Below are 24,953 nucleotides of genomic sequence, written 5' to 3' on the forward strand. Positions count from 1 at the left end.
TCCGTCGGGCGGGGGGGCGCCCCCCCCACGGGGCCCCCCCCGTCCTGTCTGCCGTGAAAGCTCAGTCCTTGTGCCGGTTGGTGGGCCACGACGCCGGGCCGGCCGATCCGGCGTCGTACTCCTCCAAGGGAACTTTGCCCTGTTCCCAGGCCTTGAGCACGGGCTCGACAATCCGCCAGCAGTCCTCGGCAGTGTCGCTTCGGACGGACAGCAGCGGGTCGCCGGTCAGGACACCTTCCAGCACTTCACCGTAGGGCAGGAGCTCGGAGGCGCTCAGTTCCGCTTCCAGGGTGACCCGGCCCAGGCTGAAGATGTTTCCGGGACCGTTGACGTCGACGTCGAACTCCAGCGTGTCCGGACCAAAGCCGATCCGCAGCTGGTTGGGGGAGTCCACCCCGGTAAAGCCCTGCGGGAGGTGGGGCACCGGAAGGAAGGTGACCACCGCTTCCTTCCGCTTGTCGCCCAGGGCCTTGCCCGAGCGGAGGATGAAGGGGACGCCCCGCCAGCGCCAGTTGTCGATGTCCACCTGGATCTCGGCGAGGGTTTCCGTGCCCCGCGCAGGGTCCACCCCGTCCTCCTTCGCATAGTCCGGCACCTCCTTGCCTGCCACCGAACCCGCCGTGTAGCGCGCCCGCCGCGTTGAGTCGGTGAAGGGGGCCCTGACGCTGCTGGCGCGGAGGACGGCGGAGACCGCGTCCCGGAGGTCGCGCTCGCCGATGGTGGCAGGCGGTTCAATCGCCATGATGGCCATGACCTGCAGGAGGTGGCTCTGGATCATGTCACGGAGCGCGCCGGCGCCGTCGTAGTAGCGGGCACGGCCTTCCAGCGCCAGGTCCTCGTCGAAGAAGATCTCCACCTTTTCCACGTGCTGCCGGTTCCAGACGGGTTCAAGGAAGTTGTTGGCGAACCGCAGTCCCAGGATGTTCAGGACCGTGGCCTTGCCCAAAAAGTGGTCCACCCGGTGGATGTGGTCCTCCGGGACGAGGCGGCTCAGGGTCCGGTTCAGGGAACGGGCCGACTCCTCACTGGAGCCGAACGGCTTCTCCATCACCAGGCGGGTGCCTTCCGGCACCTCCGCAGGCTGGAGCGTCTCGCAGGCCAGTTGGCTGATCCGGGGCGGAAGGGCGAAGTAGACGGCCACCGGGCCCTGCAGCCCGGCGAGCAGGGCAGCAAGGGCACCCTTGGCCGTGACGTCCACCTGGTGGTAGGCCGTCTCCTTCTGCATGGCCTCCAGGGCGTCTTTCCCCGGCTGGTCTGCTGTGCCGGCCGCCGCGGCAAAGGACGACTCCACCCGCTCCCGCCACTGTTCCGGTGTCCACGGATCCGAACCCGCGCCCACCAGGCTGAGGCCCTCCGCCCGGCCTGCCGCAACAAGGCGGGCGAGGCCCGGCAGGAGGAGCCGGCCGGTGAGGTCGCCCGAGGCGCCGAGGATGAGCAGGGTCTTGACAGTTGTTTGGCTCGTCATTTTGCCAGCATGCCATCTACCGTGCCTGACTTGATACCCTAGATAGTCGAGTCCCGATCATCTCCTGAAAGAAGTTCACGGCGCGTGTTCAATTCACTCTCTGACCGGTTGACAGCAACCTTCAAGAATCTCCGCGGCAAGGGCCGCCTGACGGAGGCCGATGTTGATGCCACTGTCCGCGAGATCCGCCGTGCCCTTTTGGACGCCGACGTCGCCGTTCCGGTGGTCCGGGAGTTCACCGGGCGGGTCCGCGAACGGGCGCTGGGCGCCGAGGTATCGGCTGCGCTGAACCCGAGCCAGCAGATCGTCAAGATCGTCAACGAGGAACTCCAGGAGATCCTCGGCGGAGAGACCCGCAGGATCCGGCTGGCAAAGAACGGCCCCACGGTCATCATGCTCGCCGGCCTCCAGGGCGCGGGCAAGACCACCCTCGCCGGCAAGCTGTCGAAGTGGCTGAAGGCCCAGGGCCACAGCCCCATACTGGTGGCCTGCGACCTCCAGCGCCCCAATGCTGTCACCCAGCTCCAGGTGGTGGGCCAGCGCGCCAATGTGCCGGTCTTCGCCCCGCACCCCGGAGCCACCTCCACCGAGCTGGACCAGCCCGCCGGTGACCCGGTCGCCGTCGCCCGTGCCGGCGTCGAGGAAGCCCGCCAGAAGCTGCACGACGTCGTCATCGTCGACACCGCCGGACGCCTCGGCGTGGACGCCGGCATGATGGAGCAGGCCCGCCAGATCCGCCGCGCCGTCGTGCCCAACGAAGTCCTGTTCGTGATCGACTCCATGATCGGCCAGGACGCCGTCAACACGGCGCTTGCCTTCGATGAAGGCGTCAACTTCACTGGCATCGTGCTGTCCAAGCTCGACGGCGACGCCCGGGGTGGTGCCGCGCTCTCCGTCGCGTCGGTCACCGGCAAGCCCGTCATGTTCGCTTCCACCGGCGAAGGACTGGACGACTTCGAGCTGTTCCACCCGGACCGGATGGCCTCCCGCATCCTGGACATGGGTGACATCCTCACGCTCATCGAGCAGGCCGAAAAGGCCTGGGACAAAGACGAAGCTGCCCGCATGGCGAAGAAGTTCGCCGACCAGGAAGACTTCACCCTCGAAGACTTCCTGGCCCAGATGCAGCAGATCCGCAACATGGGCTCCATGAAGAAGATGCTCATGATGATGCCGGGCGCGCAGAACATCCGGCAGCAGCTGGAACAGTTCGACGAGCGGGAGATCGACCGCGTCGAGGCGATTGTCCGGTCCATGACCCCCCACGAGCGGCTGGCCCCCAAAATCATCAACGGCTCACGCCGCGCCCGCATCGCCCGTGGTTCCGGTGTCCACGTCTCCGAGGTCAACGGCCTGCTGGAGCGCTTCGCCCAGGCCCAGAAGATGATGAAGAAGATGGCCCAGGGCGGCATGCCGGGAATGCCCGGGATGCCCGGCCTGCCCGGAGCCGGCGGCGGTGCGCGCAAGAACGCCAAGAACGCGCCGAAGAAAAAGCCAAAGTCCGGAAACCCGGCGAAGGCTGCGCAGGAGCGTAAGGAAGCCGAAGCCCGCCGTGCCAACGCTGCCAAGGCGCTGCCCACAGGAGCGGCCTTCGGACAGCAGGGCGGCGACTTCGACCCGTCCCAGCTGAACCTTCCCAAGGGCTTCGACAAGTTCATGGGCAAGTAGCAGTTCCTCAACATCGGGAAGCGCCAGGTGACGTTTTGACCGCTCAAGACGACACCTGGCGCTTTTTCGTTGGGATGTCGGCACCGTGGAATAGGGTTGGGACATGTTCAAGCAGAGGGTAGTGTTCGTGCACGGCGCCGGTACCTTTGGCGCCGCCGCATGGCCCCGCCAGCACGGCATGGCACTGGCGTATGATGCCCTGTTCCTCCGCAGGCACGGCTACGATTCCGCCGCGGAGCCGCTGGAATCCTCCTTCACGGAAGACACCGCGATCATCCTGGGGTCGCTTGCCGACGATGGCCGCGGGGCCGCCGGCGGACATGTGGTGGCACACTCCCAGGGGGCGATCCCCGCCATGATGGCCGCGGTGGAACGTCCGGACCTGGTCTTTTCACTGACCCTGGTGGAGCCGGCCTGCCTGTCGCTGACGGCGGAGCTGCCGGCCACGGCCGCGCACATCAGCCTGATGCAGCCGCTTTTCGACGTCCGCCACCAGCTCAGTGACGACGACTTCCAGCGCGAATTCGTCCGCCGCGTCTACGCCACCGACCTCCAGCAGCCGGCCACCATCGAGGAAAAACGCTCCGCCCGCAGGCTCAGGCTCCAGGCGCCATCCTGGGAGGCGCCGCTGCATATTGTTCCCGGTGTCCCCACGCTGGTCCTGACTGGTGGCTGGGAGCCGCTTTACGAGGAAATTGCCGGGTACCTCAGGGAGACCGGTGCCCTGCACCGCGTTGCCGCGGGAGGGCACCGGCCCCAGGACTCCCTGGACGGGGACCGGGTCATCCGCCAGTTCATCAGCGGGGTAAGCCGGAGCCAGCCCGCCCGGGCGTCCTAGCTGCCGGCAGCGACCGTCGGCTCCGGCAGGTACACCTTGCCGCCCTTGGCCAGGAACTCCTGGCTCTTCTCCCGCATGCCGGAGGCCAGGTCCGCCAGTGCCGCCTGCGAGTCTGCCGACCCGTATTCGTCACGGATATCCTGGCTGATCCGCATGGAGCAGAACTTGGGCCCGCACATGGAACAGAAGTGCGCCGTCTTGGCTGGTTCAGCGGGAAGCGTCTCGTCGTGGAACGCCTCCGCGGTCACAGGATCCAGGGACAGGGCGAACTGGTCGCGCCAGCGGAATTCGAACCGTGCCTTGGACAGGGCATCGTCCCGTTCGTGCGCCCCCGGGTGGCCCTTGGCCAGGTCCGCCGCGTGCGCCGCGATCTTGTAGGTGATGACACCCGTCTTGACGTCGTCCTTGTTGGGCAGCCCCAGATGTTCCTTTGGTGTGACGTAGCAGAGCATGGCTGTCCCGTACCGGGCAATCTCGGTGGCGCCGATTGCCGACGTGATGTGGTCGTAGCCGGGAGCGATGTCGGTGACCAGCGGGCCCAGGGTATAGAAGGGCGCACCCTTGCACAGCTCCTGCTGCCGTTCCACGTTCTCACGGACCAGGTGGAAGGGAACGTGGCCCGGCCCCTCCACCATCACCTGGACGTCATACTCCCAGGCCCGCTGCGTCAGCTCGGCGAGCGTGTCCAGCTCCGCGAACTGCGCGGCGTCGTTGGCGTCCGCCGTGGAACCGGGGCGGAGGCCGTCACCCAGCGAGAAGGCGACGTCGTATTTGGCGAAGATTTCGCACAGCTCATCGAAGTGCGTGTACAGGAAGTTCTCCTGGTGGTGGGCCAGGCACCAGCCCGCCATGATGGAGCCACCGCGCGAGACAATGCCGGTGACGCGGTTGGCGGTCAGCGGAACATAGCGGAGCAGCACGCCGGCGTGGATGGTCATGTAGTCCACACCCTGTTCGCACTGTTCGATCACCGTGTCCCGGAAGATCTCCCAGGTGAGGGCGTTGGCCTCGCCGTTGACCTTTTCCAGCGCCTGGTAGATCGGCACCGTCCCGATCGGCACGGGGGAGTTGCGGATGATCCACTCCCGCGTGGTGTGGATGTCGTCGCCGGTGGAGAGGTCCATGACGGTGTCGGCACCCCACTGGGTGGCCCACTGCAGCTTGTCCACCTCCTCCGCGATGGAGCTCGTCACCGCAGAGTTGCCAATGTTCGCGTTGATCTTCACCAGGAAAGCCTTGCCAATGATCATCGGCTCGGATTCCGGATGGTTGATGTTGTTCGGGATGATGGCCCTGCCGGCGGCAACCTCGCTGCGGACCAGTTCAACGTCGCAGTTTTCGCGCAGCGCCACGAACCGCATTTCCTGCGTGACGATTCCCTGCCGGGCATAGTGCATCTGCGTCACCGTCCGGCCGTCGACGGCGCGGCGGGGCACCGGCTGTGCGCCCTTCCACTCCGCGGAGGCGGCGCCGCGGCGTACGGCCGAGCGGCCGTCGTCGAGCAGGTTGCGCTCCCGGCCGCCGTAGGGCTCGGTGTCCCCGCGCGCCGCGATCCACCCTGAGCGGAAGGGCTGCAGGCCGCGTACGGGATCGCTGCCGGGCCCCGCAGTCCGGTAAGTCCGGAAGGGTGCGTTCGGCTGGCCGTTGGGTGACGACTCAAGGGCAATTTCCGTCACAGGTACCCGGACCCCGGACGCCTCATCCGCAAGATAGGCCAGGGAATGGGACTTCAGGGACTGGGTTACCTGCGGAGCTGATGTGCCGCCGGGCTCCCCGGCGGACGGCATCAGGGCAGGGTTCAACTGGGTGTTTTGCGTACTCAAGGGAATACTCACTTCCTTCGCCGGCATTACCCGGACAGGTTCAACGGTCGCAGGCTGCGTCAGCCCGATCTCAGCCCCTGCAAGGGCACCCGTGTGGTCAGGAACGAAGCTACCACAGGCCCCTGAACCGGGCTTGTCATAATTGCGGTGCTAGCCTGACCGGGCATCGAAAGGAGCCCCATGGCAGACATCATCCACTTCCGTGGACCCGTCCTGACCGCACCGGACCGGGTGCGGCATGGACTTTGGTCGGTGGACGGAAGGCTCACGTTCAACAAGCCGGACACTCCTCCCCGCCGGATACTCGACGGCTGGGTCCTGCCGGGCTTCGTGGACGCCCACTGCCACATCGGCCTGGGCCCCGCAGGCCCTGTGGAGCCCGCAGCCGCCAGGGACCAGGCGCAGGCGGACCTCAACGCCGGAACCCTCCTGGTCCGGGACGCCGGCTCGCCGGCGGATACCCGCTGGATGCAGGGTGGCAGGGACTTCCCGGTGTTGATCCGTGCCGGGCGCCATATCGCCCGGACGCGCCGCTACCTGCGGGGCTTCGCTGAGGAAGTTGAACCGGACGGCCTCGTGGAGGCCGTCCGCAAGCAGGCGCGCGACGGCGACGGCTGGGTCAAGCTGGTGGGCGACTGGATTGACCGCAGCGCCGGCGACCTGGCGCCGTCGTTTCCCGCCCCCGTCGTACGCGATGCCGCCCAGGCGGCGCACGACGAAGGCGCCCGGGTGACGGCGCACTGCTTCGCCGAAGACACCCTGGACCAGGTGCTGGACGCCGGCATTGACTGCGTCGAGCACGCCACCGGGCTCCTGCCCCGCCACCTGCCCCGGTTCGTGGAGCAGGGCGTACCGATCGTGCCCACGCTCATCAATATCGCCACCTTCCCCGACATTGCTGCGCAGGCGGATCCCAAGTTCCCACGCTATGCCGCGCACATGCGCGCCCTGTGGGAACGCAGGCTCGAGCGGGTGGCGGAAGCCCATGCCGCGGGCGTGCGCATCTTTGCCGGTACCGACGCCGGCAGCGTGATCCGGCACGGCAGGATCACGGACGAAATCCTGGCCCTGCACGGCGCCGGCCTGCCCATGGACGCGGCCCTCGACTCCGCCTGCTGGGCAGCACGAACGTGGCTGGGAGCGGACGGAGTGGAGGAAGGGGTCCGCGCCGACGTCGTCGTATGCCGGGAAGACCCGCGGGCGGTACCGGAGACCATTCATGCGCTGGAGCACGTGGTGCTGGGCGGGCGGATCATTCGCTGACAAACGGCTCGCAGGGACTTGGAATAAATTGAAGCTTCAAGTAATTTTAATAGGTGACAGGCCGCCAATGGGACGGCCGCCAATGCTAGGAGCCTTCAATGACCGCATCAGCCAGCAGCCAGGATCTTCTTCCTGCCGACCTCGCCATGGGCACCGTGATGCTCAAGGTGGGCGACATGAAGGTCATGACCGACTACTACCAGCGTGCGCTGGGCCTTGAGGTGGTGGCCGAGCAGGACGGCGGGCTCTACCTTGGCCGCCTGGGCAGGCCGTTGGTCCACCTCGCGCCGGCTCCCGGACTGCACCTTCCCGGCAGGGGAGAAGCAGGCCTGTTCCACACTGCGCTGCTTTTCGAGGACCAGGCTTCCCTCGCCGCCACCGTCGCTACGGCTGCCCAGTACGAGCCGCGGGCCTTCACGGGCAGTGCCGACCACCTGGTCAGTGAAGCGTTCTACTTCACCGACCCCGAGGGCAACGGCATCGAGCTGTACTGGGACCGCCCCCGCAGCAGCTGGTCCTGGAATGGGACCGACGTGGTCATGGACAGCCTGGCGCTCCCGCCGCAGCGCTACCTTGAGCAGTACCTCACCGAGGAGTCCCTGGAGGGCCAGCGGCAGACGGCGGCCGGCGTAGGCCACGTCCACCTCCAGGTTGGCGATGTGCAGACCGCCCGCGACTTCTATGTGGGGACGCTCGGTTTCGAAAAGACCGCAGGTTGGCACGGGCAGGCGCTTTTCGTCTCCGCAGGCCGCTACCACCACCACATGGCCATGAACGTCTGGAACAGCCGCGGCGCCGGCCCGCGCAAGGACACCCTTGGGCTGGGCGAGGTGCTCATCGAGGTACCTTCCGGCGACGACGTCGGGGCGCTGACCGACCGCCTGAAGGTTGCCGGGGTGCCCGCCCACCACACCGGTGCGGAGCTCCGGTTCGAGGACCCGTGGCGGAACCGGATCCGCGTCGCCGTCCGCTGATTGATCCCGCTCCGGGCGGCACTGAGCGGGAGGCCCGCGGGTGTGCGCCGGCCGCCCCGCAGCTACTAGGCTGATTCCGTACGGCCGGGCGGCAGGCAGCGCCCGGCGCGCAGCTCCGCCAACGGAAGAAGGGCACCAGCCATGGGCTTCACCGAGATCTTTGTCGCCACCCATGACGCCGCGCTGAAACGCGCCGGCCTCCTTGATGAAGGACGCAGCTCCGGGGACGGTGCTGCTGCCGGCCAGGCGGTGCGGATCCAGGGCATCAGCGACTTCGAGGTGGAGCAACTCGGTGATCTCGCCGGGACGGCCGTCCATGCCGGCGGGGCCGATTATGAGCTGACCATGGTCGATGTCGCCAGCGACTCCCTCCTTGCCGTTCCGCCGGCCATGGTCCGGGCCCTGGCCGACTTGCTCACCTATGAAACCGAGGGTGAAGGCAACGTCCTTGATGACGTGGCGGAGCAATGGGCCGCCCAGGAGGACATGCCGTTTGGTGCCGCCCAGGCGCGGACGTACGTGCAGCAGCTGGCGGAACTTGCTGCCGGAATCGACGATTCCGAACGGACCGGACTGTACGTCTGGTCCGCCTGACCCGTCCCGGCCCGTTCGTGGAACCTTCCGGCGGCCCGCCGGCAGTCTTCGGGCTGCCTGCTGCGCCACGGACGGCAGCGCCAAGTCGAATTAACAGCGCTCATCTGGCACAATAAACAGGTACTCGATCTGCGTGGCCCCTCTCTCCGCGTCCGGATCCTGTCCTTCGAGCCCGCAAGTATGGCCCGCCCCACGGGTGCAGAAAGCCGGGTTCACCCCTTTTCTGAAACAGGAGTGACCACAAAAGTGGCCGTAAAGATTCGCCTTAAGCGCTTCGGCAAGATGCGCGCCCCGTACTACCGCATCGTCGTCGCGGACTCACGCACCAAGCGTGACGGCCGCGCCATCGAGGAGATCGGCAAGTACCACCCCACCGAAGAGCCCTCGTACATCGAGGTCAACTCCGAGCGTGCACAGTACTGGCTCTCCGTCGGCGCACAGCCGTCCGAGCAGGTTGCCGCGATCCTGAAGATCACCGGTGACTGGCAGAAGTTCAAGGGCCTGCCGGGCCAGGAAGGCACCCTCAAGACCAAGGTCTCGAAGGAAGCCTTCGTTGCCCCGGAAAAGGGCTCGGTCATCATCCCGGAAGCCATCACCAAGAAGGCTTCCAAGTCTGACGCTGCCGAGGCCCCGGCCGACGCCGAAGCTGAGACCACCGAGGCTGAGTAGATTGCTGGCAGAAGCGCTGGAGCACCTGGTCCGCGGAATCGTTGATTCCCCGGACGACGTCAAGGTCAGTTCCAAGAGCAACCGCCGCGGGGACACCCTCGAGGTGCGCGTTCACCAGGACGACCTCGGACGGGTGATCGGCCGCCAGGGCCGCACCGCGCGCGCTCTGCGCACCGTGGTGGCTGCACTGGCCGGCGGCGAACCGGTACGGGTCGACGTCGTCGACACCGACCGTCGCCGCTGAGCGCTCGGCAATACCAGTTTTTGCTCCGGCCCCTCCACCACAGGTGGAGGGGCCGGAGTTCTTTCACAACAAAGTGCTTTCAGTAGAAACACCCCAACGCGGAACAGAGGAACAGATGCAGCTTCAGGTGGCACGGATTGGCAAGCCGCACGGCATTCGCGGGGAAGTCACCGTCCAGGTGCTGACCGACGCCCCGGAGGACCGGTTTGTCCCCGGCACGGAGTTCGTGGTTGAGCCTGCCACGGCAGGGCCCCTGACCGTCAGCAGTGCCCGGTGGAACAAGGACATCCTGCTGCTCGGTTTCGAGGAAGTGGCGGACCGGAACCAGGCCGAGACCCTCCGCGGAGCCAAGCTCTTCATTGAAACCGAAGAGCTGGACGAGGACGACGACGAGGGCTGGTACGAGCATGAACTGGTCGGCCTGGAAGCCCGGGTCGGGTCGCAGGTGGTGGGCAAGGTGACAGCCCTGAACACGATGCCGGTCCAGGACCTGCTGGTGGTCACCACCCCGGGCGGCGACGAGATCCTCATCCCGTTCGTGGAGCAGATCGTCCCCGAGGTGAACATCGAGGAAGGATTCATCCTCCTCACCCCGCCGGACGGCCTCTTCGACATCAACTCGGACGAAGCCGCCGCCCGGGAAGCCGAAGGCAACGCCTAGATGCGGATCGACGTCGTCAGTATCTTCCCCGAATACCTCGCGCCGCTCGAACTTTCACTGATCGGCAAGGCCCGCCAGGACGGCATCCTGGACCTGCATGTCCACGACCTGCGCAACTTCACCACGGACAAGCACCGTTCCGTCGATGACACCCCGTACGGCGGCGGCGCCGGCATGGTCATGAAGCCCGAGCCCTGGGCGCAGGCCCTCTCGGCAGTTGCCGGGGGACGTCCGGACCCGGACCGCAAGCCCGTGCTGATCGTCCCTTCGCCGGCCGGCGAGCGGTTCACCCAGGCCCTCGCCTACGAACTGGCCGAGGAGCAGCACCTCGCGTTTGCGTGCGGACGGTACGAGGGCATCGACGAGCGGGTCATCGAATGGGCGCAGGAGCACTTCACTGTCCGTCCGGTGAGCCTGGGCGACTACGTCCTCAATGGCGGGGAAGTGGCCGTCCTGGCCATGGTGGAGGCCATTGGCCGGCTGCTGCCCGGCGTGGTGGGAAATCCCGAGTCGCTGGTGGAGGAATCCCACTCTGACGGGCTGCTGGAGTACCCGGTCTACACCAAGCCCTCCGTCTGGCGGGACCGCGAAGTGCCCCCGGTCCTCCTCAGCGGCAACCACGGCCGGATCGCCCAGTGGCGCCGCCACGAACAGTACCGCCGGACTGCGGAGCGCCGTCCGGACCTGCTGGAAGGGTTCGACGCCGGCAGCCTCCCGCGTGCCGACCGCACCGAACTGCACAACCTGGGCTACGACGTCGTGGACGGCAGGCTTGCCTGCCGCCCCGGGACGGCAGCTGAACAGCAGGACTAGCGCCGCCGGAATTGGCGTAACCCTGCCGTTGTGGCAAAATTAAACCTTGTGTCTGCTGGGTCCGCACCTGCCACAGGGGGTTGCGCGGCCAACAGCCGGACAACCGGCCCCATCAACCCTTGAAGCGGCCGGGACTTTACTTCGGCGGAGAGACCCGGCCTGCATTCCAGCAGCCCGACTTGCCTGCCGTGACCCAAAGTGAATGACCTGTGGCGTTCACCAGGAGTGCAATCATGCATATTCTCGATTCCGTCGATGCAGCCTCGCTGCGCAACGATGTTCCCGACTTCCGCGCGGGTGACACCCTCAAGGTGCACGTGAACATCATCGAAGGCAAGAACACCCGTGTCCAGGTCTTCCAGGGCTTCGTCCTGGGCCGCCAGGGCGACGGCGTGCGCGAAACCTTCACCGTCCGCAAGGTTTCCTTCGGTGTCGGCGTGGAGCGTACCTTCCCGGTGCACTCCCCGATCATCGAAAAGATCGAGGTTGTCACCAAGGGTGACGTCCGCCGCGCCAAGCTGTACTACATGCGTGCACTGCGTGGCAAGGCCGCCAAGATCAAGGAAAAGCGCGACTTCAGCTCCGCCAAGTAAGTCCTTACCGGACTTACCGCCAGGCAGGAGCGCGGCCGTACCCGGCAAGCGCCGGAGCAATGCACCAGCGCCAGGATACGGACCATGCACCAGACAAAACGCCAGCCCCGCAAAACGGGCTGGCGTTTTGTTTTTCTGGCGCTGCTCCTTGCCGTTGCCATCAGCGGGTTGGTGAGGTCCCTGTGGCTCGATGTGTACTTCATACCGTCCGAGTCCATGGAGCCGCTCCTGGAAGGCGGGGACCGGATCCTGGTCTCACGCACCGGCTTCCAGTCCGAGCCCATCCGGCATGGGGACGTTGTGGTCTTCGACGGTCGTGGCAGCTTTGCACCCCTGAACAGTGGCAAGGGCCCACTGGTGGACGCCGCAGCCTCGGCGATGCAATGGCTCGGGCTGACCGGCAGCGACACCACCTACGTCAAGCGGGTGATCGGCCTCCCCGGTGACACCGTGGTCTGCTGCGATGCCGGCGGGAAGGTCACTGTCAACGGGGCTGCGCTGGATGAGCCCTACATCTTCCCGGGGGATGCGCCGAGTATGCAGAAGTTCAACACGGTGGTTCCCGAGGGCAGGCTGTGGCTGATGGGGGACCATCGTTCGGTGTCCGCCGATTCACGGAGCCTGCTCGGCGCCCCCGGCGGCGGACTCGTCCCCCTGGACCGGGTCATCGGCAGGCCGGTCCAGATCCTCTGGCCGCTTGATAGATTTGCCCCAGTAGCACGGCCGCCCGTACCGGGGCCGACAACACAGAACGGACGGTAAATGCCCGAGAACCACGCGCGGAAACCTGAGCCCCGCCATGACGGCGCTTCAGAGGTACCGGCCGTTCCAGTTTCCTCCACGCCCGCTGAGGGTCCGGAGGCGTCAGAACCCGTCCACAGGCGGAACCGGCAGGGGTCCAAAGCTGCCGGGAAGTCCGCCGGCAATCCCTTGCTGGGATGGCTGAAGGAAATTGCCACCGTGGTGGTCATCGCGGTGGTGTTGTCCTTCCTCATCAAGACCTTCCTGTTCCGGGCCTTCTTCATCCCCTCCGAGTCCATGGTGAACACCCTGGACGTGGATGACCGGATCTTCGTCAACCTCCTGGTCCCCGAGCCCTTTGCCCTGAGCCGCGGGGACGTTGTGGTGTTCCGTGACACCAAGGGCTGGCTCGGTCCCGCCCCGGCCAAGGCACAGGGCCCCTTCACCTGGGTCCAGGACGGCCTGACGTTCGTAGGCCTCCTGCCGGACAATTCAGAGCAGCACCTGGTCAAGCGGGTCATCGGACTGCCGGGCGACCACGTGGTCTGCTGTGACGCGGGCGGTAAACTGACCATTAACGGGACCGCCGTCGACGAGACCTACATCAATCCCGCCGAAGTGCCGCAGGTCCGCAACTTTGACGTCACCGTCCCGGAGGGCAAGGTGTGGGTGATGGGTGATAACCGGAACCACTCCGCGGATTCCCGCGCGCACATGGAGACCGACGGTGGGTTCGTCGACCTCAAGGACCTCGAGGGCAAGGCTGCAATCATCGCCTGGCCACTGAACAGGATCAAGACGCTGGACAACTACCCGGACGTCTTCAAGAACGTACCGGCGGCCCGCTGACCATGTCTTCCGCAGTACAGGCCTCCCCGGCCCCCGCGGCCCGTCCCGCCACCAAGCCCACGCCCCGCGGAGCCAAGGCGCCAACGTTGCGGCACGAGCGAACCTTCAAGGCCCAGGGGATACGGTTCCTGGCCGGCGTTGACGAGGTTGGCCGCGGTGCCCTCGCGGGTCCTGTCAGCGTGGGAATCGCCGTCGTGGACCTGGAGCGCCAAAAACCGCTTGCAGGAGTGAGGGACAGCAAACTCCTGAGCCCGGCTGAACGGGAACGGCTGGATCCGCTGGTGCGGCGCTGGAGCGTCGCATCCGCGGTGGGGCACGCCACCGCCGGCGAGATCGATGCGCTCGGCATCATCGCGGCCCTGCGGCTGGCCGGAACCCGGGCCTGGGGGAGCATCCTCGGCGTAGGCATTGTCCCGGAAGCGGTCCTGCTGGATGGAAGCCACAACTGGCTTTCCCCGGCGGAGCAGCTGTCCCTGTTCGACCAGCCCGTGCTGGAGACCGCGTGCGAGGCCCCGGTCCACACCAAGGTAAAGGCCGACATGCAGTGCCTGAGCGTGGCCGCCGCAAGCGTCATCGCCAAGGTGGAGCGGGACCGGATGATGCGCGAACTGCACACCGAGTATCCCGACTACGGCTGGGACATCAACAAGGGTTATGCCACGGCAGCCCATCGGAACGTGCTTCGCGCAGCGGGACCCACCCCCTACCACCGGGTCAGCTGGCGGCTGCTCGGTGGGGAACTGCAGGGGGCGGAGGTCCCCGACGGGGATGGGCCGTACGAAGACTGACTCCTGCCGCCCGGCGCCAGCCGTGCCGGACATGGTGCAAGATGGAAGCATGAGTGCTGAGGATCTTGAGAACTATGAAACCGACATGGAGCTTCAGCTCTATCGTGAATACCGCGACGTCGTCGGCCTGTTCAGCTACGTTGTCGAGACCGAGCGGCGCTTCTACCTGGCCAACCACGTGGACCTCCAGGCCCGCAGCGCTGACGGCGAGGTCTACTTCGACCTGACGCTTCAGGATGCCTGGGTCTGGGACGTCTACCGTTCCGCCCGGTTCGTCAAGAGCGTCAGGGTCCTGACCTTCAAGGACGTCAACGTCGAGGAGCTGCCCCGCAACGAGGAGCTGGCGTTGCCCAAGGACGTAGACCTGGGGAACTAGAAACCCCGGGAATTCACGACTTTCCCTCCACACCGGCCCCTGTCCACATAGGACAGGGGCCTTCTGTTCTCCGCGTGTATCCGCCGCCAGGCTGGTTGCGGAGGTAGAAATGAAATCGAAAGACCTGTTGGGCAGGCACGGCGAAGACCTCGCCGTGGGCTATCTTGAATCGCTGGGCATGCTGGTGGTGGAGCGCAACTGGAGGTGCGCCGAGGGCGAGATCGACATCGTTGCCCTGGACGGAGATGCGCTGGTCATCGCTGAAGTCAAAACCCGCCGCTCCCTGGATTACGGCCATCCGTTCGAGGCAGTGGGTCCAGAAAAACTGGCGCGGCTGCACCGGCTTGGCGCTGCGTGGTGCCGCGACCGCGAGCTGCGGATGCCGCTGCGGCGTGTGGACGTTATCGCAGTCTTGGACGACGGCGGCGGGGAACCCCTGGTGGAACACCTCAAGGGTGTGGGGTGATGGCGCTGGGCCGGACTTATTCCGTCGCCCTCGTGGGGCTCAATGGCTACATGGTTGAGGTCGAGGCGGACATCGGCCAGACGCTGCCGGCTTTCGTCCTCCTGGGATTGCCGGATGCCTCCCTCAACGAGGCCAAGGAGCGGATCCGCTCAGCCGCAAAGAACTCCGGGATCCCGCTCAGCCGCCGGAAGATCACCGCCAACCTCATTCCCGCGTCGCTTCCCAAGCGCGGTTCCGGCTTCGACCTCGCCGTGACCATGGCCGTACTCCGGGCGGCGAACGACATCAAGCCCACGGGGCGCACGGTCTTCATCGCAGAGCTGGGGCTTGACGGCAGGCTCCGGCCCGTGCGCGGAATCCTGCCGGCCGTCATGGCGTCGGTGCAGGCCGGCTATCCCGAGGTCGTGGTGGCCCAGGCCAATCTCGCCGAGGCCTCCCTCGTCCCGGGCGCCGTGGTGCGCGGATACCGCACGCTTGCCCGGCTTGCCCTCGACTTCGGGGCAGATCCGCAGGAACTCGCCCTGGATTTCGAACCCGATGACGCGGATGAGGCCGGCGACGGGCCCTCTCTACCCGCCGCGTGTCCCGACATGGCAGATGTCTCCGGCCAGGGCGACGCCCGCAAGGCCCTGGAGGTGGCCGCCGCGGGGGCCCACCATCTGCTGCTCACCGGGCCGCCGGGCGCCGGCAAGACGATGCTTGCGGAGCGGCTGCCCGGTCTTTTGCCCGACCTTGGCGACCATGAGTCCATGGAGGTCACGGCTATCCATTCGCTGTGCGGCCTCCCGTCGTCCACCGTACAGCTCCTGCGCCGGCCGCCCTTCGAGAACCCGCACCACTCCGCCACCGCCGCAGCCATCATCGGCGGCGGATCGGGCCTGCCCAGGCCCGGAGCGGCATCACGGGCACACCGGGGCGTGCTCTTCCTGGACGAGGCGCCGGAATACGAACGGCGCGTCCTGGACGCGCTGCGGCAGCCCCTGGAGAGCGGAGAACTGGTGATTCACCGATCCGCCGGGACTGCGGCGTACCCGGCGCGGTTTCAGCTGGTGCTCGCGGCCAATCCCTGCCCATGCGGCAAGGCCTCCGGCAAAGGACTGGACTGCACCTGCACTCCCGTGATGCGCCGTCGCTACCTTGCCAGGATGTCCGGGCCCCTGCTGGACCGGGTGGACATCCAGCTCCAGGTGGAGCGGGTTTCCCTGGCTGACTTCGGCCAGGCAGGGGCCGAAGAGGACACCGCGTCCGTGGCGGGCCGGGTACGGGAGGCCCGGGGCCGGCAGGCCGAACGCCTTCAGCGCTTTGGCCTCGAGACGAACTCGCAGGTGCCCGGACGGATCCTGCGCGGGGACCTGCGGCTCGCTCCCGCAGCAACCCGGATCCTGGACCAGTCGCTGGAGCGCGGAGTCCTGACTGCCCGCGGGTACGACCGTGTCCTTCGGCTCGCCTGGACCCTGGCGGACCTGGGGCGCCGCCACGCGCCTGACACCAACGACATCGGGCAGGCACTGGGCCTCCGGCAGGCTGCGGCGGCCGCAGCATGACAGCCGGCCAGGAACGGAACGGACTAATGGAACTGCGGGTGGAAAAGGAACGGGCAGTGGAAAAGACGCGGGGCATGGAAACGGAACGGCTGGCCCGGGCCGCCCTCTCACGGCTGATGGAACCGCAGGATGCGGCGGGCCTTGCCCTGGTGCAGCTCGCAGGGGCGACGGACGCACTGCGGATCGCGACCGGCCAGATGGCGGCCGGCCCTGGCCTGGAGGGCGACATCACCGCACTCCTGGCAGACAGCGGAGCGGGCGGCAGCTGGGCGGGACTGGCAGCAGCGTTGAAGCGTTGGCAGCCACGGCTCCCCGACCTCGCCCCCGAACGCGACCTGGCCACCATGGCCAGGCTGGGCGGACGCGTCATCATCCCCGGCGACGAGCTGTGGCCTGCCCAGCTTGCGGACTTGGGAATCCAGGAACCCATCTGCCTCTGGTGGCGCGGACAGGAGCAGCCGCTGCCTGCACTGGTGAAGTCCATCGCCCTCGTGGGGTCCCGGGACAGCACCAGCTATGGGGCGGCGGTCACCGGAGACCTCGCGTACTCCTTGGCGCAACGCGGCTACACGATTGTTTCGGGCGGCGCCTACGGAATTGACGCCCATGCGCACCGGGCTGCCCTTGCCGGCGGATCCGCAGCCGTGCCTACCATCGCCGTCATGGCCGGGGGAGTGGACAGGTTCTATCCGTCCGGCAATGAGGACCTGCTGCGTGCCGTCGCCAACCAGGGCGCAGTCCTGGCAGAGGTACCGCCGGGTTCCGCCCCGACCCGCTACCGCTTCCTGCAGCGGAACCGGCTGATAGCTGCCCTGTCGGCGGTGACAGTCGTGGTGGAAGCGCGCTGGCGCTCGGGCGCCCTCAACACGGCCCACCACGCTGAGACCCTGGGCCGTGCCGTTGGCGCCGTTCCCGGATCGGTCCACAGCGCCAACTCCGCCGGCTGCCACCGTCTTCTGCGGGACGGAGGGGCGGTCTGCGTCACCGATGCGGCGGAGGTGGCCGAACTTGCCTCGCCCAGCGGAACTGCACTGCCCGGGCAACGGACCACGGAAGCGGCAGTCCAGGACGGACTGACCCTGGAGGACCTGATCCTGCTGGACGCACTGCCGCTTCGCTCCACCACATCCGTGGAAAAGCTCTCCGCCGTGGCCGGCCTGGGACAGGACTCGGTGCGGGCCGGACTTGGCAGGCTGGGGCTGCTCGGGCTGGCCGTGTCGGAGCGGGGAGGCTGGAAACGCGGCAAAGGCTAGCCGTGTCCGCGCATGGTGTTGGGCACGCAACTGGGAAAGTAGAGGAGTGGAACATGAAGAACTGCCCGGGGCACTCGGCAAGGCACTGGATGCGTTCGCCGGTTACCTGTCGGGGGAGCGTGCGGTGTCAGACCACACCAGGCGCGCCTACCTGGGCGACCTGCACAGCCTCCTGGTCCATGCGGCATCGGAAGGCGTGGCAGAACTGAAGGACCTTGAACTGGGAACCTTCCGCCGGTGGCTCGGAAGCCAAAGCTCCGCCGGCGCCTCGCGGGCAACCATAGCCCGCCGGTCCGCCACCGCGCGGGTCTTTACAGCCTGGGCGCTCCGGGAGGAGCTCATCGACACAGATCCCGCCCTTCGCCTGAAGGCACCCAAACGCGAAGGATCCCTGCCGGGGGTGCTTCAGGCGCCGCAGCTCACGCGCCTGCTGGAGGGTTTGGAGGCCTCCGCCACGGACGGTGAGCCACTCGCCGTCCGAAACCGCGCCTTGGTGGAACTCCTGTACGCCACGGGCATCCGGGTGGGCGAACTGGCCGGGCTCGACGTCGACGATCTCGACCCTGACCGCCGCACGCTGCGCGTGATCGGCAAGGGCAACAAGGAACGCACAGTTCCCTTCGGCGTTCCCGCGGCCGTGGCCGTCGACGACTGGCTTCGGCGGGGGCGTCCGGCACTGGCGAAGGACAACAGCGGGCCTGCCCTTTTTCTTGGAGCCCGCGGCGGGCGCATCGATCAACGGCAGGTCCGTGCCCTGGTCAACACGCTGTTCGCGGCACTGGGCGATACCTCGGCGTCCGGGCCCCACGCGCTGCGGCACTCGGCCGCCACGCATCTGCTTGACGGGGGCGCTGACCTGCGTGCGGTGCAGGAGATCCTGGGCCACAGCAGCCTGGCGACCACCCAGATCTACACCCACGTCTCGGTTGACCGCCTTCGGAAGAGCTATCAACAAGCCCATCCCAGGGCCTGACCGGTGTGGCTAATCGCACTGGCGTAATTCTGCGGGGTACGGCACAATAAGAGTCACGTCCGGCAACTTTCAAGTGTCGCTTGAAGCTCCCTGAGCTTTGTGCGGTGCGGCAAGTCCGGACTCGGCTTTACGTGATACATCTGAATACGCGCAGGGAACCACCGCCGCACAGCAGGGCACGGCAGTTCCATCCAGGCAGAGGTCGTTGGGGAAGACGTACCTAGAGCTATGGAGGATGGAATGTCTGTTGCAATGACCCGCGGTGTGCTGTTCGTTCACTCGGCCCCTACGGCGCTGTGCCCCCACGTTGAGTGGGCGGTCGGCGCTGTGGTGGACAAGCGGACGGACCTTGAGTGGACCCCGCAGCCTGCCGCGCCCGGCATGTTCCGGGCCGAGTTGTCCTGGGCCGGTACCCCCGGCACGGGAGCCAAACTGGCGTCCTGCCTCCGTGGCTGGGCGCATCTTCGTTACGAGGTGACGGAGGAGCCCAGCCAGGGCGTGGACGGCGGCCGCTGGTCGCACACCCCCGAACTGGGAATTTTCCATGCCGTGACGGACGTCCACGGCAACATCATGGTGTCCGAGGACCGGATCCGTTACGCCTACGAGTCCGGCGCCGGTGACCCGGCCGCCGTGTACCACGAACTCTCGCTCGCCCTCGGGGAAGCCTGGGACGAGGAACTCGAACCGTTCCGCCACGCTGCCGAAGGCGCCCCGGTGCGCTGGCTCCACCAGGTGGGCTGACCGCCGTCGTCCGTCCCCTCGGTGACCTGGGTACTGCAACACTTCCATAGCAAAAAGGGAGGCCCCGCCAGTTGGCGGGGCCTCCCTTGCGCTTCCGGGGGCGCTTCCCCGGCAAGGCCTAGACGCTGCGGATCGCTACGACGGCGTTGTGGCCGCCGAACCCAAACGAGTTGCTCAGCGCCACGATGTTGCCGGCAGGCAGGTCGCGGGCGGAGGTGACAACGTCGAGCGGGATCTCCGGATCCTGGTTCTCAAGGTTGATGGTGACCGGTGCCTTGCGCTCATGGACGGCCAGCACGGTGAGGACAGCCTCCACCGCGCCGGACGCGCCCAGGAGGTGGCCCATCTGCGACTTGGTGGCCGATACGGCCACGTTGTCCACGTGGTTGCCCAAGGCAGCACGCAGGGCCGTGTACTCCGGCTTGTCGCCAACAGGAGTGGAGGTTGCGTGGGCGTTGACGTGAACCACGTCTTCAGGCTGGATCCGGCCATCAAACATGGCAGCCTTCAGCGCGCGGGTGGCGCCGAGACCCTCCGGGTCCGGGGCCGTGATGTGGTAAGCGTCGGCGGTGACGGACGTGCCGGCAAGTTCGCCGTAGATGCGGGCGCCGCGCGCCAGGGCGTGTTCCTCGGCTTCGAGGACAAGGGCGCCGGCACCTTCGCCCATGACGAAGCCGTCACGTGCGGTGTCGTACGGGCGGGAGGCGCGCTGGGGATCGTCGTTCCGGCGGGACAGTGCCTGCATGGAGGCGAATGCCGCCAGCGGCATGGGGTGGATGGCGGCCTCGGCCCCACCGCACATCACCACGTCCGCCTTGCCGGAGCGGATGAGTTCCAGGCCCAGGTGCATGGCTTCCGTACCGGAGGCGCAGGCGGAGACGGGGGTGTGGGCACCGGCGCGGGCGCCGAGGTCCAGGCTGACGGCTGCGGCAACGCCGTTGGGCATCAGCATGGGGACCGTCATGGGCAGGACCCGGCGGGGGCCCTTTTCCTTCAGGGTGTCCCAGGCGTCCAGCAGGGTCCACACGCCACCAATACCAGTGGCAAAGGCCACTGCCAGCCGGTCCTGGTCGAATTCCGTGATGCCGGAATCGGCCCAGGCTTCCCGGGCAGCGATAACGCCGAACTGGGTGGAAGGGTCCATCCGCTTGGCTTCAACGCGGCTGAGCACGTCCAGCGCCGGGGTGCTGCAGCGGGCAGCGAAGTGGACGGGGAGCTCGTACTTGGCTACCCAGTCGTCCTCGAGGGTGCGGGCACCGGAGACCCCTTTAAGGGCGTTGTTCCACATCGTGGGTACATCGCCGCCGATGGGCGTGGTGGCACCCAGACCGGTAATGACTACTTTGCGTGTCATGGGATCACTCTTTCGTCGGTGGGGAGTCCGTCTGCGCCTGTCGCAGGGTCCCGCACATGTTGATGATCGGCCAGTCCCGGTCGGGGTTCTGCCCGGATAAATGCGGCGGGCTGCCGGTCCGGTCAGTCCGGACCGGCAGCCCTGCCAAGCCGTGAGACGGCGGAAAGCCTGTTATTAGGCCTGTGCTCCGGCGATGAAGCTGACGGCGTCGCCAACGGTCTTGAGGTTCTTGACCTCTTCGTCGGGGATGCGCACGCCGAACTTCTCTTCAGCGTTGACCACGATGGTCATCATGGAGATGGAGTCGATGTCCAGGTCCTCGGTGAAGGACTTGTCCAGCTCGACGGCCTCCGGGGCCAGGCCGGTTTCTTCGTTGACGATTTCAGCCAAGCCGGCCAGGATCTCTTCGTTGCTAGCCATTGGTGGCTCCTTTTCTTGTATTGCCGGCAGGGGCTGCCGGAAACGGTCCGGGCCGCGGTTGCGACCCTTGGGCGTATCTAGGGAAGGACAACTACCTGTGCGCCGAAGACCAGTCCGGCACCGAAACCGATCTGCAGGGCCAGCCCGCCGCTCAGTCCGGGGTTCTCCTGCAGGAGCCGGTGGGTTGCGAGCGGGATGGAGGCAGCGGACGTGTTGCCGGCCTCGGCAATGTCCCGTGCCACTGTAACCGTCTCGGGCAGCTTCAGCTTCTTCACCATCTCGTCGATGATGCGCATGTTGGCCTGGTGGGGGATGAAGGCCACCAGGTCTTCCGCCTGGATCCCGGCGGCATCGAGTGCCTGCTGGGCCACCTTGGCCATTTCCCATACGGCCCAGCGGAACACTGTCTGGCCGTCCTGGCGAAGGGTGGGGTACAGCTCCTGGGCTTCTTCCAGCAGTGCGAGATCGCCCGTGGAGTCCGACTGGCGGGCAGCCAGGCCGAGGTCGCGGACGTCAAGCATGGAGCGGGTCATGCCGATGGCGTCCCACCTGCTGCCGTCCGAGCCCCATACGGACGGGGCAATGCCCGGCGTGTCGGAGGGGCCTATGATGACGGCGCCCGCGCCATCGCCGAGGAGGAAGGAGATGGTGCGTTCCCGGTTGTCGATGACGTCGGACAGCTTCTCCGCGCCGACCACGAGGACGTACTTCGCGGTGCCGGACCGGACCAGCGCGTCGGCCTGGGCAATGCCGTAGCAGTAACCCGCGCACGCAGCGGAGATATCGAACGCAGGCGCCGGAGTGGCTCCGATGCGGTCGGCCAGGCTGGCCGCGGCGGAGGGAGTGGCGTACGGGTGGGTCACGGTGGACACGATGACTGCACCGAGTTCCGAGGCTTCAATGCCTGCCTTCGCCATGGCTTCACGGGCAGCGCCTTCGGCCATATCGATCACGCTGACGTCCGCTGCGGCGCGGTGGCGGGTCACGATGCCGGTGCGCTGGCGGATCCATTCGTCGGAGGAGTCGATCCACTGGCAAACGTCTTCGTTGGTGACGATGACGTCCGGCCGGTAGGCGCCGAGGCCGAGGATGCGGGTGTGCTCCTGGATGGGAGCCTGTTTCAGCGTGGGAACGCTCATGCGTTGCCCTCCAGTTCTGCGAAGAGCGCCAGTGCGGCGGACAGGTCATCGGGGGTTTTGACGGCAACGGTCTTGACGCCGGGCATGCCGCGCTTGGCCAGGCCCGCCAGCGTGCCCGCAGGAGCGAGTTCGATCACGCCGGTAACGCCCCGCTTCACCATGGTTTCCATGCACAGGTCCCAGCGGACGGGGCGGGAAACCTGGGCGATCAGGCTTGCGACGGCGGCACCACCGTCGGTGACTTCCCCGCCGTCGTAATTCGACAGGAGGGGCACCTTGGGGGCAACCGGGTTCAAAGTGGGTTCCAGCGCCTTGAGCGCATCGACGGCGGGCGACATGTGGCTGGTGTGGAACGCACCGGCCACCTTGAGCGGGATGACGCGGGCCTTGGCCGGCGGGTTGTCGGCAAGGGCCTTCAGCTGCTCAAAGGTTCCTGCCGCCACTGTCTGGCCGGCACCGTTGACGTTTGCGGGGGCAGCGCCGGCGGCTTCAATGGCGGCCAGCACCTCGGCGGGGTCACCGCCGACGACGGCGCTCATGCCGGTGGGGGTGACGGCTGCCGCGGCGGCCATGCTGTTGGCCCGCTCACGGACGAACGTCATGGCTTCCTTTTCGGTCAGCACCCCGGCCAGGGCTGCTGCGGTGATCTCACCTACGGAATGCCCGGCGAGGATCACCGGAAGGGAGTTGAGTTCCACGTCGAAGAGGGAGGCCGCGGCGACCAGCCCGGCAGCAACGATCAGGGGCTGCGCCACGGCAGTGTCCTTGATGGTTTCCTCATCGGAGGTGGTTCCGTGGGCTATCAGGTCGATGCCTGCGATGTCGCTCAGGGAGGCCAGCTGGCCTGCCACCGAGGGAAGTTCCAGCCAGGGGGCAAGAAAACCCGGGGTCTGTGAGCCCTGTCCAGGGCAGACTATTGCAAGCACGTAACCAGCTTTCCAAATTACTGTGTGATCCAGCGGTGTTTCTCCGCACCAAGCTCACGGGGTCAGGTTGTAGGAAGTCTACAATGCCTCAGGCCTGGTTACGGGACGTCTGGCGCTCCGTGGCGGCCTTCGGCGGCGCCGAAAGACGGCCGACCACCAGTGCGGCCTGCAGCACGAATGCCTCCCGCGGGAGCAGCGGGTCCCATCCCGTGACATCGCAGACCCGCTTCAACCGGTAGCGCACCGTGTTGGCATGGACGAAGAGTTCCCGGGCGGTGGCCTCCAGCGAGTGGCCCAGCTCCAAGTAGGTTCCCAGTGTCTCCACCAGCCCGTTGGAGGCGGCCAGGAGCGGCCGGTAGATGTTCTTAACGAGTGAGCGCCGGGCCGCGTCATCTCCGGAGATCACCCGCTCCGGGAGCAGGTCGTCCGCGGCCACCGGACGCGGCGCAGACGGCCACGCCCGGGCTGCCGTCAATCCGGCGAAGGCGGATTGGGCGGATCCGCTGGCCTCCAGCAGCGAACTGGCCTCGGGTCCATAGACCACGGGCCCGGGGGCGAACATGTCGCTCAGCTTCACATAGGCGGTTTCGCGGTCCTGCACCCCGCCGAGGATGAGGATCAGCCGGTCGCCCTGGATGCCCACCAGCGCGTCCTCGGCATAACGCCCGGCCATCCGACGCAGTTCACTGACATAGCTGGCGCTGGGTTCAGACGGGGAATTGCCCACCATGACCGTGAAGCGCTCCTGCGCCTTCCAGCCCAGCGCGGCGATACGGGAGCGCAGGGCATCGGTGTTTTCGCCGCGCAGGATCGCATCCACAATCAAAGCTTCCAGGCGGGTGTCCCAGGAGCCGCGGGACTCGGCGGCGCGGGCGTAGACGTCCGCGGCAGCGAATGCGACTTCCCGCGAATAGCGCAGCACAGCCTCCCGCAGGGATGGCTGGTCGGCCTCGGGCGCAATGACGGGAACCTGGTCCTCCACCACTTCCACCACGATCCTGATCAGCTGCAGCGCCTTTTGCAGGCTGATGGAACGCGTCAGTTCCGTAGGGGCCGTCCCAAAAACGTCGGTGAGGATCCATGAGGGAGAGCTTGGCCGCTCGTACCAGGTGACAAACGCCGCGATTCCGTTCTGCGCCACCATGCCGAGTGCGGAACGCTCATCAGCGCTGAGCCGGCTGTACCACGGCAGCGACTGCTCAAGCTTGCGCATGGTGGTCGTGGAGAGCTGGCCCACGTTGGCGCGGAGCTGCTTGAGGGTCTCGGACTTCTCCGGCGTGACCTTCGGCGGGGATGGTTTCCGCTTCGGGGACTGGCTGGCTGATGCTGGCATTCTTTGAGCATACGGCCACCGCCGGGCAAGCTCCATTTGTGCGAAGGCTACAACCCGCCTTGCGCTGCGTCACAGCGTCCGTCACCTGCCGGCGGGCGCCACCCGGGACAGAACGACGGCGGCCCTCACCTTGTGGGGTGAGGGCCGCCGTCGTGTATCGCTGCTGGTTCCGCTGTCCAGCCGGAAGGCTAGGCTTCGCCTCCGGCGTTGCCGGTGGTGCCGGCGTTGACGTTGAGCAGCTTGTACTTCTCAATCGCCTTCACCGGAGCGTCAACATCCACCTCGCCGCGGCGCGCCAGCATTTCAAGGGCACGGACCACGATGGAGTGGGTGTCGTTCTTGAAGAAGCGGCGGGCTGCTGCGCGGGTGTCGGAGAAGCCGAAGCCGTCGGCGCCGAGGGTGGCGTATTCGTTGGGGACGAATTGCCGGATCTGGTCCGGGA

At 67.0% G+C, this 24,953-nt stretch carries 27 protein-coding genes and 1 riboswitch; of the genes, 19 read left to right on the forward strand and 8 right to left on the reverse strand.

Annotated elements, in window-relative coordinates; genetic code table 11:
- Positions 1–61 precede the first annotated feature (61 nt).
- The gene (locus ACWRN3_RS06630; RefSeq protein WP_324642214.1) at positions 62–1,465 is read right to left on the reverse strand and encodes a glucose-6-phosphate dehydrogenase; all 1,404 of its coding nucleotides are present in this window, start codon (positions 1,463–1,465) and stop codon (positions 62–64) included.
- A gap of 84 nt (positions 1,466–1,549) precedes the next feature.
- Here ACWRN3_RS06630 and ffh point away from each other — a divergent pair, with 84 nt between their 5' ends.
- A complete protein-coding gene (gene ffh, locus ACWRN3_RS06635; RefSeq protein ID WP_476740177.1) occupies positions 1,550–3,133 on the forward strand; it encodes a signal recognition particle protein in 1,584 nt (527 codons plus the stop codon).
- Between the two features lie 103 nt (positions 3,134–3,236).
- The gene (locus tag ACWRN3_RS06640) at positions 3,237–3,971 is read left to right on the forward strand and encodes an alpha/beta hydrolase (RefSeq protein WP_324642213.1); all 735 of its coding nucleotides are present in this window, start codon (positions 3,237–3,239) and stop codon (positions 3,969–3,971) included.
- Here ACWRN3_RS06640 and thiC read toward each other — a convergent pair.
- Entirely contained in the window at positions 3,968–5,794 is a 1,827-nt protein-coding gene (thiC, locus tag ACWRN3_RS06645; RefSeq protein WP_476740178.1) for a phosphomethylpyrimidine synthase ThiC, read from the reverse strand. The genes ACWRN3_RS06640 and thiC overlap by 4 nt on opposite strands.
- Positions 5,790–5,897, reverse strand: a riboswitch (TPP riboswitch). (Overlaps the previous gene by 5 nt.)
- Before the next feature lie 77 nt (positions 5,898–5,974).
- Between thiC and ACWRN3_RS06650 the strand changes: the two genes are divergently transcribed.
- The 17 genes from ACWRN3_RS06650 (at position 5,975) to ACWRN3_RS06730 (ending at position 19,339) form a co-directional block, all read left to right on the forward strand.
- Entirely contained in the window at positions 5,975–7,057 is a 1,083-nt protein-coding gene (locus tag ACWRN3_RS06650) for an amidohydrolase family protein (RefSeq protein WP_476740179.1), read from the forward strand.
- Between the two features lie 98 nt (positions 7,058–7,155).
- The gene (locus ACWRN3_RS06655; protein WP_476740180.1) at positions 7,156–8,031 is read left to right on the forward strand and encodes a VOC family protein; all 876 of its coding nucleotides are present in this window, start codon (positions 7,156–7,158) and stop codon (positions 8,029–8,031) included.
- 141 nt (positions 8,032–8,172) lie between these two features.
- A complete protein-coding gene (locus tag ACWRN3_RS06660; protein WP_324642210.1) occupies positions 8,173–8,625 on the forward strand; it encodes a hypothetical protein in 453 nt (150 codons plus the stop codon).
- Between the two features lie 246 nt (positions 8,626–8,871).
- Complete coding sequence (rpsP, locus tag ACWRN3_RS06665; RefSeq protein ID WP_255172500.1) at positions 8,872–9,294, forward strand: 30S ribosomal protein S16; 423 nt, start codon at positions 8,872–8,874, stop codon at positions 9,292–9,294.
- A 1-nt stretch (position 9,295) separates the two neighbouring features.
- Positions 9,296–9,538 (forward strand): RNA-binding protein, encoded by a 243-nt coding sequence (locus ACWRN3_RS06670; protein ID WP_013601399.1) that lies wholly within the window; start codon positions 9,296–9,298, stop codon positions 9,536–9,538.
- Between the two features lie 115 nt (positions 9,539–9,653).
- Positions 9,654–10,199, forward strand: a complete 546-nt coding sequence (gene rimM / locus ACWRN3_RS06675; protein ID WP_255172499.1) for a ribosome maturation factor RimM — start codon at positions 9,654–9,656, stop codon at positions 10,197–10,199.
- Complete coding sequence (gene trmD, locus ACWRN3_RS06680) at positions 10,200–11,012, forward strand: tRNA (guanosine(37)-N1)-methyltransferase TrmD (protein WP_476740181.1); 813 nt, start codon at positions 10,200–10,202, stop codon at positions 11,010–11,012.
- Between the two features lie 233 nt (positions 11,013–11,245).
- The gene (gene rplS / locus ACWRN3_RS06685; protein ID WP_255172498.1) at positions 11,246–11,605 is read left to right on the forward strand and encodes a 50S ribosomal protein L19; all 360 of its coding nucleotides are present in this window, start codon (positions 11,246–11,248) and stop codon (positions 11,603–11,605) included.
- 84 nt (positions 11,606–11,689) lie between these two features.
- Entirely contained in the window at positions 11,690–12,367 is a 678-nt protein-coding gene (gene lepB, locus ACWRN3_RS06690) for a signal peptidase I (protein WP_476740182.1), read from the forward strand.
- On the forward strand, positions 12,368–13,195 hold the full coding sequence (lepB, locus tag ACWRN3_RS06695) for a signal peptidase I (RefSeq protein WP_255172496.1): 828 nt from the start codon (positions 12,368–12,370) through the stop codon (positions 13,193–13,195).
- A 2-nt stretch (positions 13,196–13,197) separates the two neighbouring features.
- Complete coding sequence (locus ACWRN3_RS06700) at positions 13,198–13,983, forward strand: ribonuclease HII (RefSeq protein WP_476740183.1); 786 nt, start codon at positions 13,198–13,200, stop codon at positions 13,981–13,983.
- Between the two features lie 49 nt (positions 13,984–14,032).
- The gene (locus ACWRN3_RS06705; RefSeq protein WP_056335405.1) at positions 14,033–14,359 is read left to right on the forward strand and encodes a DUF2469 domain-containing protein; all 327 of its coding nucleotides are present in this window, start codon (positions 14,033–14,035) and stop codon (positions 14,357–14,359) included.
- Positions 14,360–14,468: 109 nt separating this feature from the next.
- Positions 14,469–14,825 (forward strand): YraN family protein, encoded by a 357-nt coding sequence (locus ACWRN3_RS06710; protein WP_255172494.1) that lies wholly within the window; start codon positions 14,469–14,471, stop codon positions 14,823–14,825.
- On the forward strand, positions 14,825–16,369 hold the full coding sequence (locus tag ACWRN3_RS06715) for a YifB family Mg chelatase-like AAA ATPase (protein WP_476740184.1): 1,545 nt from the start codon (positions 14,825–14,827) through the stop codon (positions 16,367–16,369). The genes ACWRN3_RS06710 and ACWRN3_RS06715 overlap by 1 nt, the downstream gene beginning before the upstream one ends.
- Positions 16,370–16,443: 74 nt before the next feature.
- The gene (dprA, locus tag ACWRN3_RS06720) at positions 16,444–17,622 is read left to right on the forward strand and encodes a DNA-processing protein DprA (protein ID WP_324645274.1); all 1,179 of its coding nucleotides are present in this window, start codon (positions 16,444–16,446) and stop codon (positions 17,620–17,622) included.
- Positions 17,623–17,668: 46 nt separating this feature from the next.
- Positions 17,669–18,595: a tyrosine recombinase XerC gene (locus ACWRN3_RS06725; RefSeq protein WP_255172493.1), complete on the forward strand. Its 927-nt coding sequence runs from the start codon at positions 17,669–17,671 to the stop codon at positions 18,593–18,595.
- Between the two features lie 240 nt (positions 18,596–18,835).
- The gene (locus ACWRN3_RS06730) at positions 18,836–19,339 is read left to right on the forward strand and encodes a DUF3145 domain-containing protein (RefSeq protein ID WP_255172492.1); all 504 of its coding nucleotides are present in this window, start codon (positions 18,836–18,838) and stop codon (positions 19,337–19,339) included.
- A 118-nt stretch (positions 19,340–19,457) separates the two neighbouring features.
- On the opposite strand, the gene fabF is transcribed toward ACWRN3_RS06730, so the two are convergent.
- The 6 genes from fabF to ACWRN3_RS06760 all read right to left on the reverse strand — a co-directional run.
- A complete protein-coding gene (gene fabF / locus ACWRN3_RS06735) occupies positions 19,458–20,693 on the reverse strand; it encodes a beta-ketoacyl-ACP synthase II (RefSeq protein WP_255172491.1) in 1,236 nt (411 codons plus the stop codon).
- A 174-nt stretch (positions 20,694–20,867) separates the two neighbouring features.
- On the reverse strand, positions 20,868–21,113 hold the full coding sequence (locus tag ACWRN3_RS06740) for an acyl carrier protein (RefSeq protein WP_009359314.1): 246 nt from the start codon (positions 21,111–21,113) through the stop codon (positions 20,868–20,870).
- A 77-nt stretch (positions 21,114–21,190) separates the two neighbouring features.
- A complete protein-coding gene (locus ACWRN3_RS06745) occupies positions 21,191–22,252 on the reverse strand; it encodes a beta-ketoacyl-ACP synthase III (protein ID WP_324642201.1) in 1,062 nt (353 codons plus the stop codon).
- Entirely contained in the window at positions 22,249–23,178 is a 930-nt protein-coding gene (locus ACWRN3_RS06750; RefSeq protein ID WP_324642200.1) for an ACP S-malonyltransferase, read from the reverse strand. Before ACWRN3_RS06750 ends, ACWRN3_RS06745 begins: the two co-directional genes overlap by 4 nt.
- 88 nt (positions 23,179–23,266) lie before the next feature.
- Positions 23,267–24,511: a PucR family transcriptional regulator gene (locus ACWRN3_RS06755; RefSeq protein WP_255172488.1), complete on the reverse strand. Its 1,245-nt coding sequence runs from the start codon at positions 24,509–24,511 to the stop codon at positions 23,267–23,269.
- 188 nt (positions 24,512–24,699) lie between these two features.
- Positions 24,700–24,953, reverse strand: a 254-nt coding sequence (locus tag ACWRN3_RS06760) for a hypothetical protein (protein WP_476740185.1), incomplete at its 5' end; no start/stop codon positions are given.

The sequence above is a fragment of the Pseudarthrobacter sp. rb genome, assembly GCF_056389225.1.

Excerpts from the sequence above, each read along its gene's own strand:
- fabF (WP_255172491.1), bottom strand. The coding sequence starts at position 20,693 with ATGACACGCAAAGTAGTCATTACCGGTCTGGGTGCCACCACGCCCATC.
- ACWRN3_RS06705 (WP_056335405.1), top strand. The coding sequence starts at position 14,033 with ATGAGTGCTGAGGATCTTGAGAACTATGAAACCGACATGGAGCTTCAG.
- lepB (WP_255172496.1), top strand. The coding sequence starts at position 12,368 with ATGCCCGAGAACCACGCGCGGAAACCTGAGCCCCGCCATGACGGCGCT.
- ACWRN3_RS06710 (WP_255172494.1), top strand. The coding sequence starts at position 14,469 with ATGAAATCGAAAGACCTGTTGGGCAGGCACGGCGAAGACCTCGCCGTG.
- ACWRN3_RS06655 (WP_476740180.1), top strand. The coding sequence starts at position 7,156 with ATGACCGCATCAGCCAGCAGCCAGGATCTTCTTCCTGCCGACCTCGCC.
- ACWRN3_RS06745 (WP_324642201.1), bottom strand. The coding sequence starts at position 22,252 with ATGAGCGTTCCCACGCTGAAACAGGCTCCCATCCAGGAGCACACCCGC.
- rplS (WP_255172498.1), top strand. The coding sequence starts at position 11,246 with ATGCATATTCTCGATTCCGTCGATGCAGCCTCGCTGCGCAACGATGTT.
- ACWRN3_RS06700 (WP_476740183.1), top strand. The coding sequence starts at position 13,198 with ATGTCTTCCGCAGTACAGGCCTCCCCGGCCCCCGCGGCCCGTCCCGCC.
- ACWRN3_RS06660 (WP_324642210.1), top strand. The coding sequence starts at position 8,173 with ATGGGCTTCACCGAGATCTTTGTCGCCACCCATGACGCCGCGCTGAAA.
- dprA (WP_324645274.1), top strand. The coding sequence starts at position 16,444 with ATGGAAACGGAACGGCTGGCCCGGGCCGCCCTCTCACGGCTGATGGAA.
- ACWRN3_RS06640 (WP_324642213.1), top strand. The coding sequence starts at position 3,237 with ATGTTCAAGCAGAGGGTAGTGTTCGTGCACGGCGCCGGTACCTTTGGC.
- trmD (WP_476740181.1), top strand. The coding sequence starts at position 10,200 with ATGCGGATCGACGTCGTCAGTATCTTCCCCGAATACCTCGCGCCGCTC.
- lepB (WP_476740182.1), top strand. The coding sequence starts at position 11,690 with ATGCACCAGACAAAACGCCAGCCCCGCAAAACGGGCTGGCGTTTTGTT.
- ACWRN3_RS06740 (WP_009359314.1), bottom strand. The coding sequence starts at position 21,113 with ATGGCTAGCAACGAAGAGATCCTGGCCGGCTTGGCTGAAATCGTCAAC.
- ACWRN3_RS06650 (WP_476740179.1), top strand. The coding sequence starts at position 5,975 with ATGGCAGACATCATCCACTTCCGTGGACCCGTCCTGACCGCACCGGAC.
- ACWRN3_RS06715 (WP_476740184.1), top strand. The coding sequence starts at position 14,825 with ATGGCGCTGGGCCGGACTTATTCCGTCGCCCTCGTGGGGCTCAATGGC.
- rimM (WP_255172499.1), top strand. The coding sequence starts at position 9,654 with ATGCAGCTTCAGGTGGCACGGATTGGCAAGCCGCACGGCATTCGCGGG.
- ACWRN3_RS06755 (WP_255172488.1), bottom strand. The coding sequence starts at position 24,511 with ATGCCAGCATCAGCCAGCCAGTCCCCGAAGCGGAAACCATCCCCGCCG.
- ACWRN3_RS06630 (WP_324642214.1), bottom strand. The coding sequence starts at position 1,465 with ATGACGAGCCAAACAACTGTCAAGACCCTGCTCATCCTCGGCGCCTCG.
- ACWRN3_RS06730 (WP_255172492.1), top strand. The coding sequence starts at position 18,836 with ATGTCTGTTGCAATGACCCGCGGTGTGCTGTTCGTTCACTCGGCCCCT.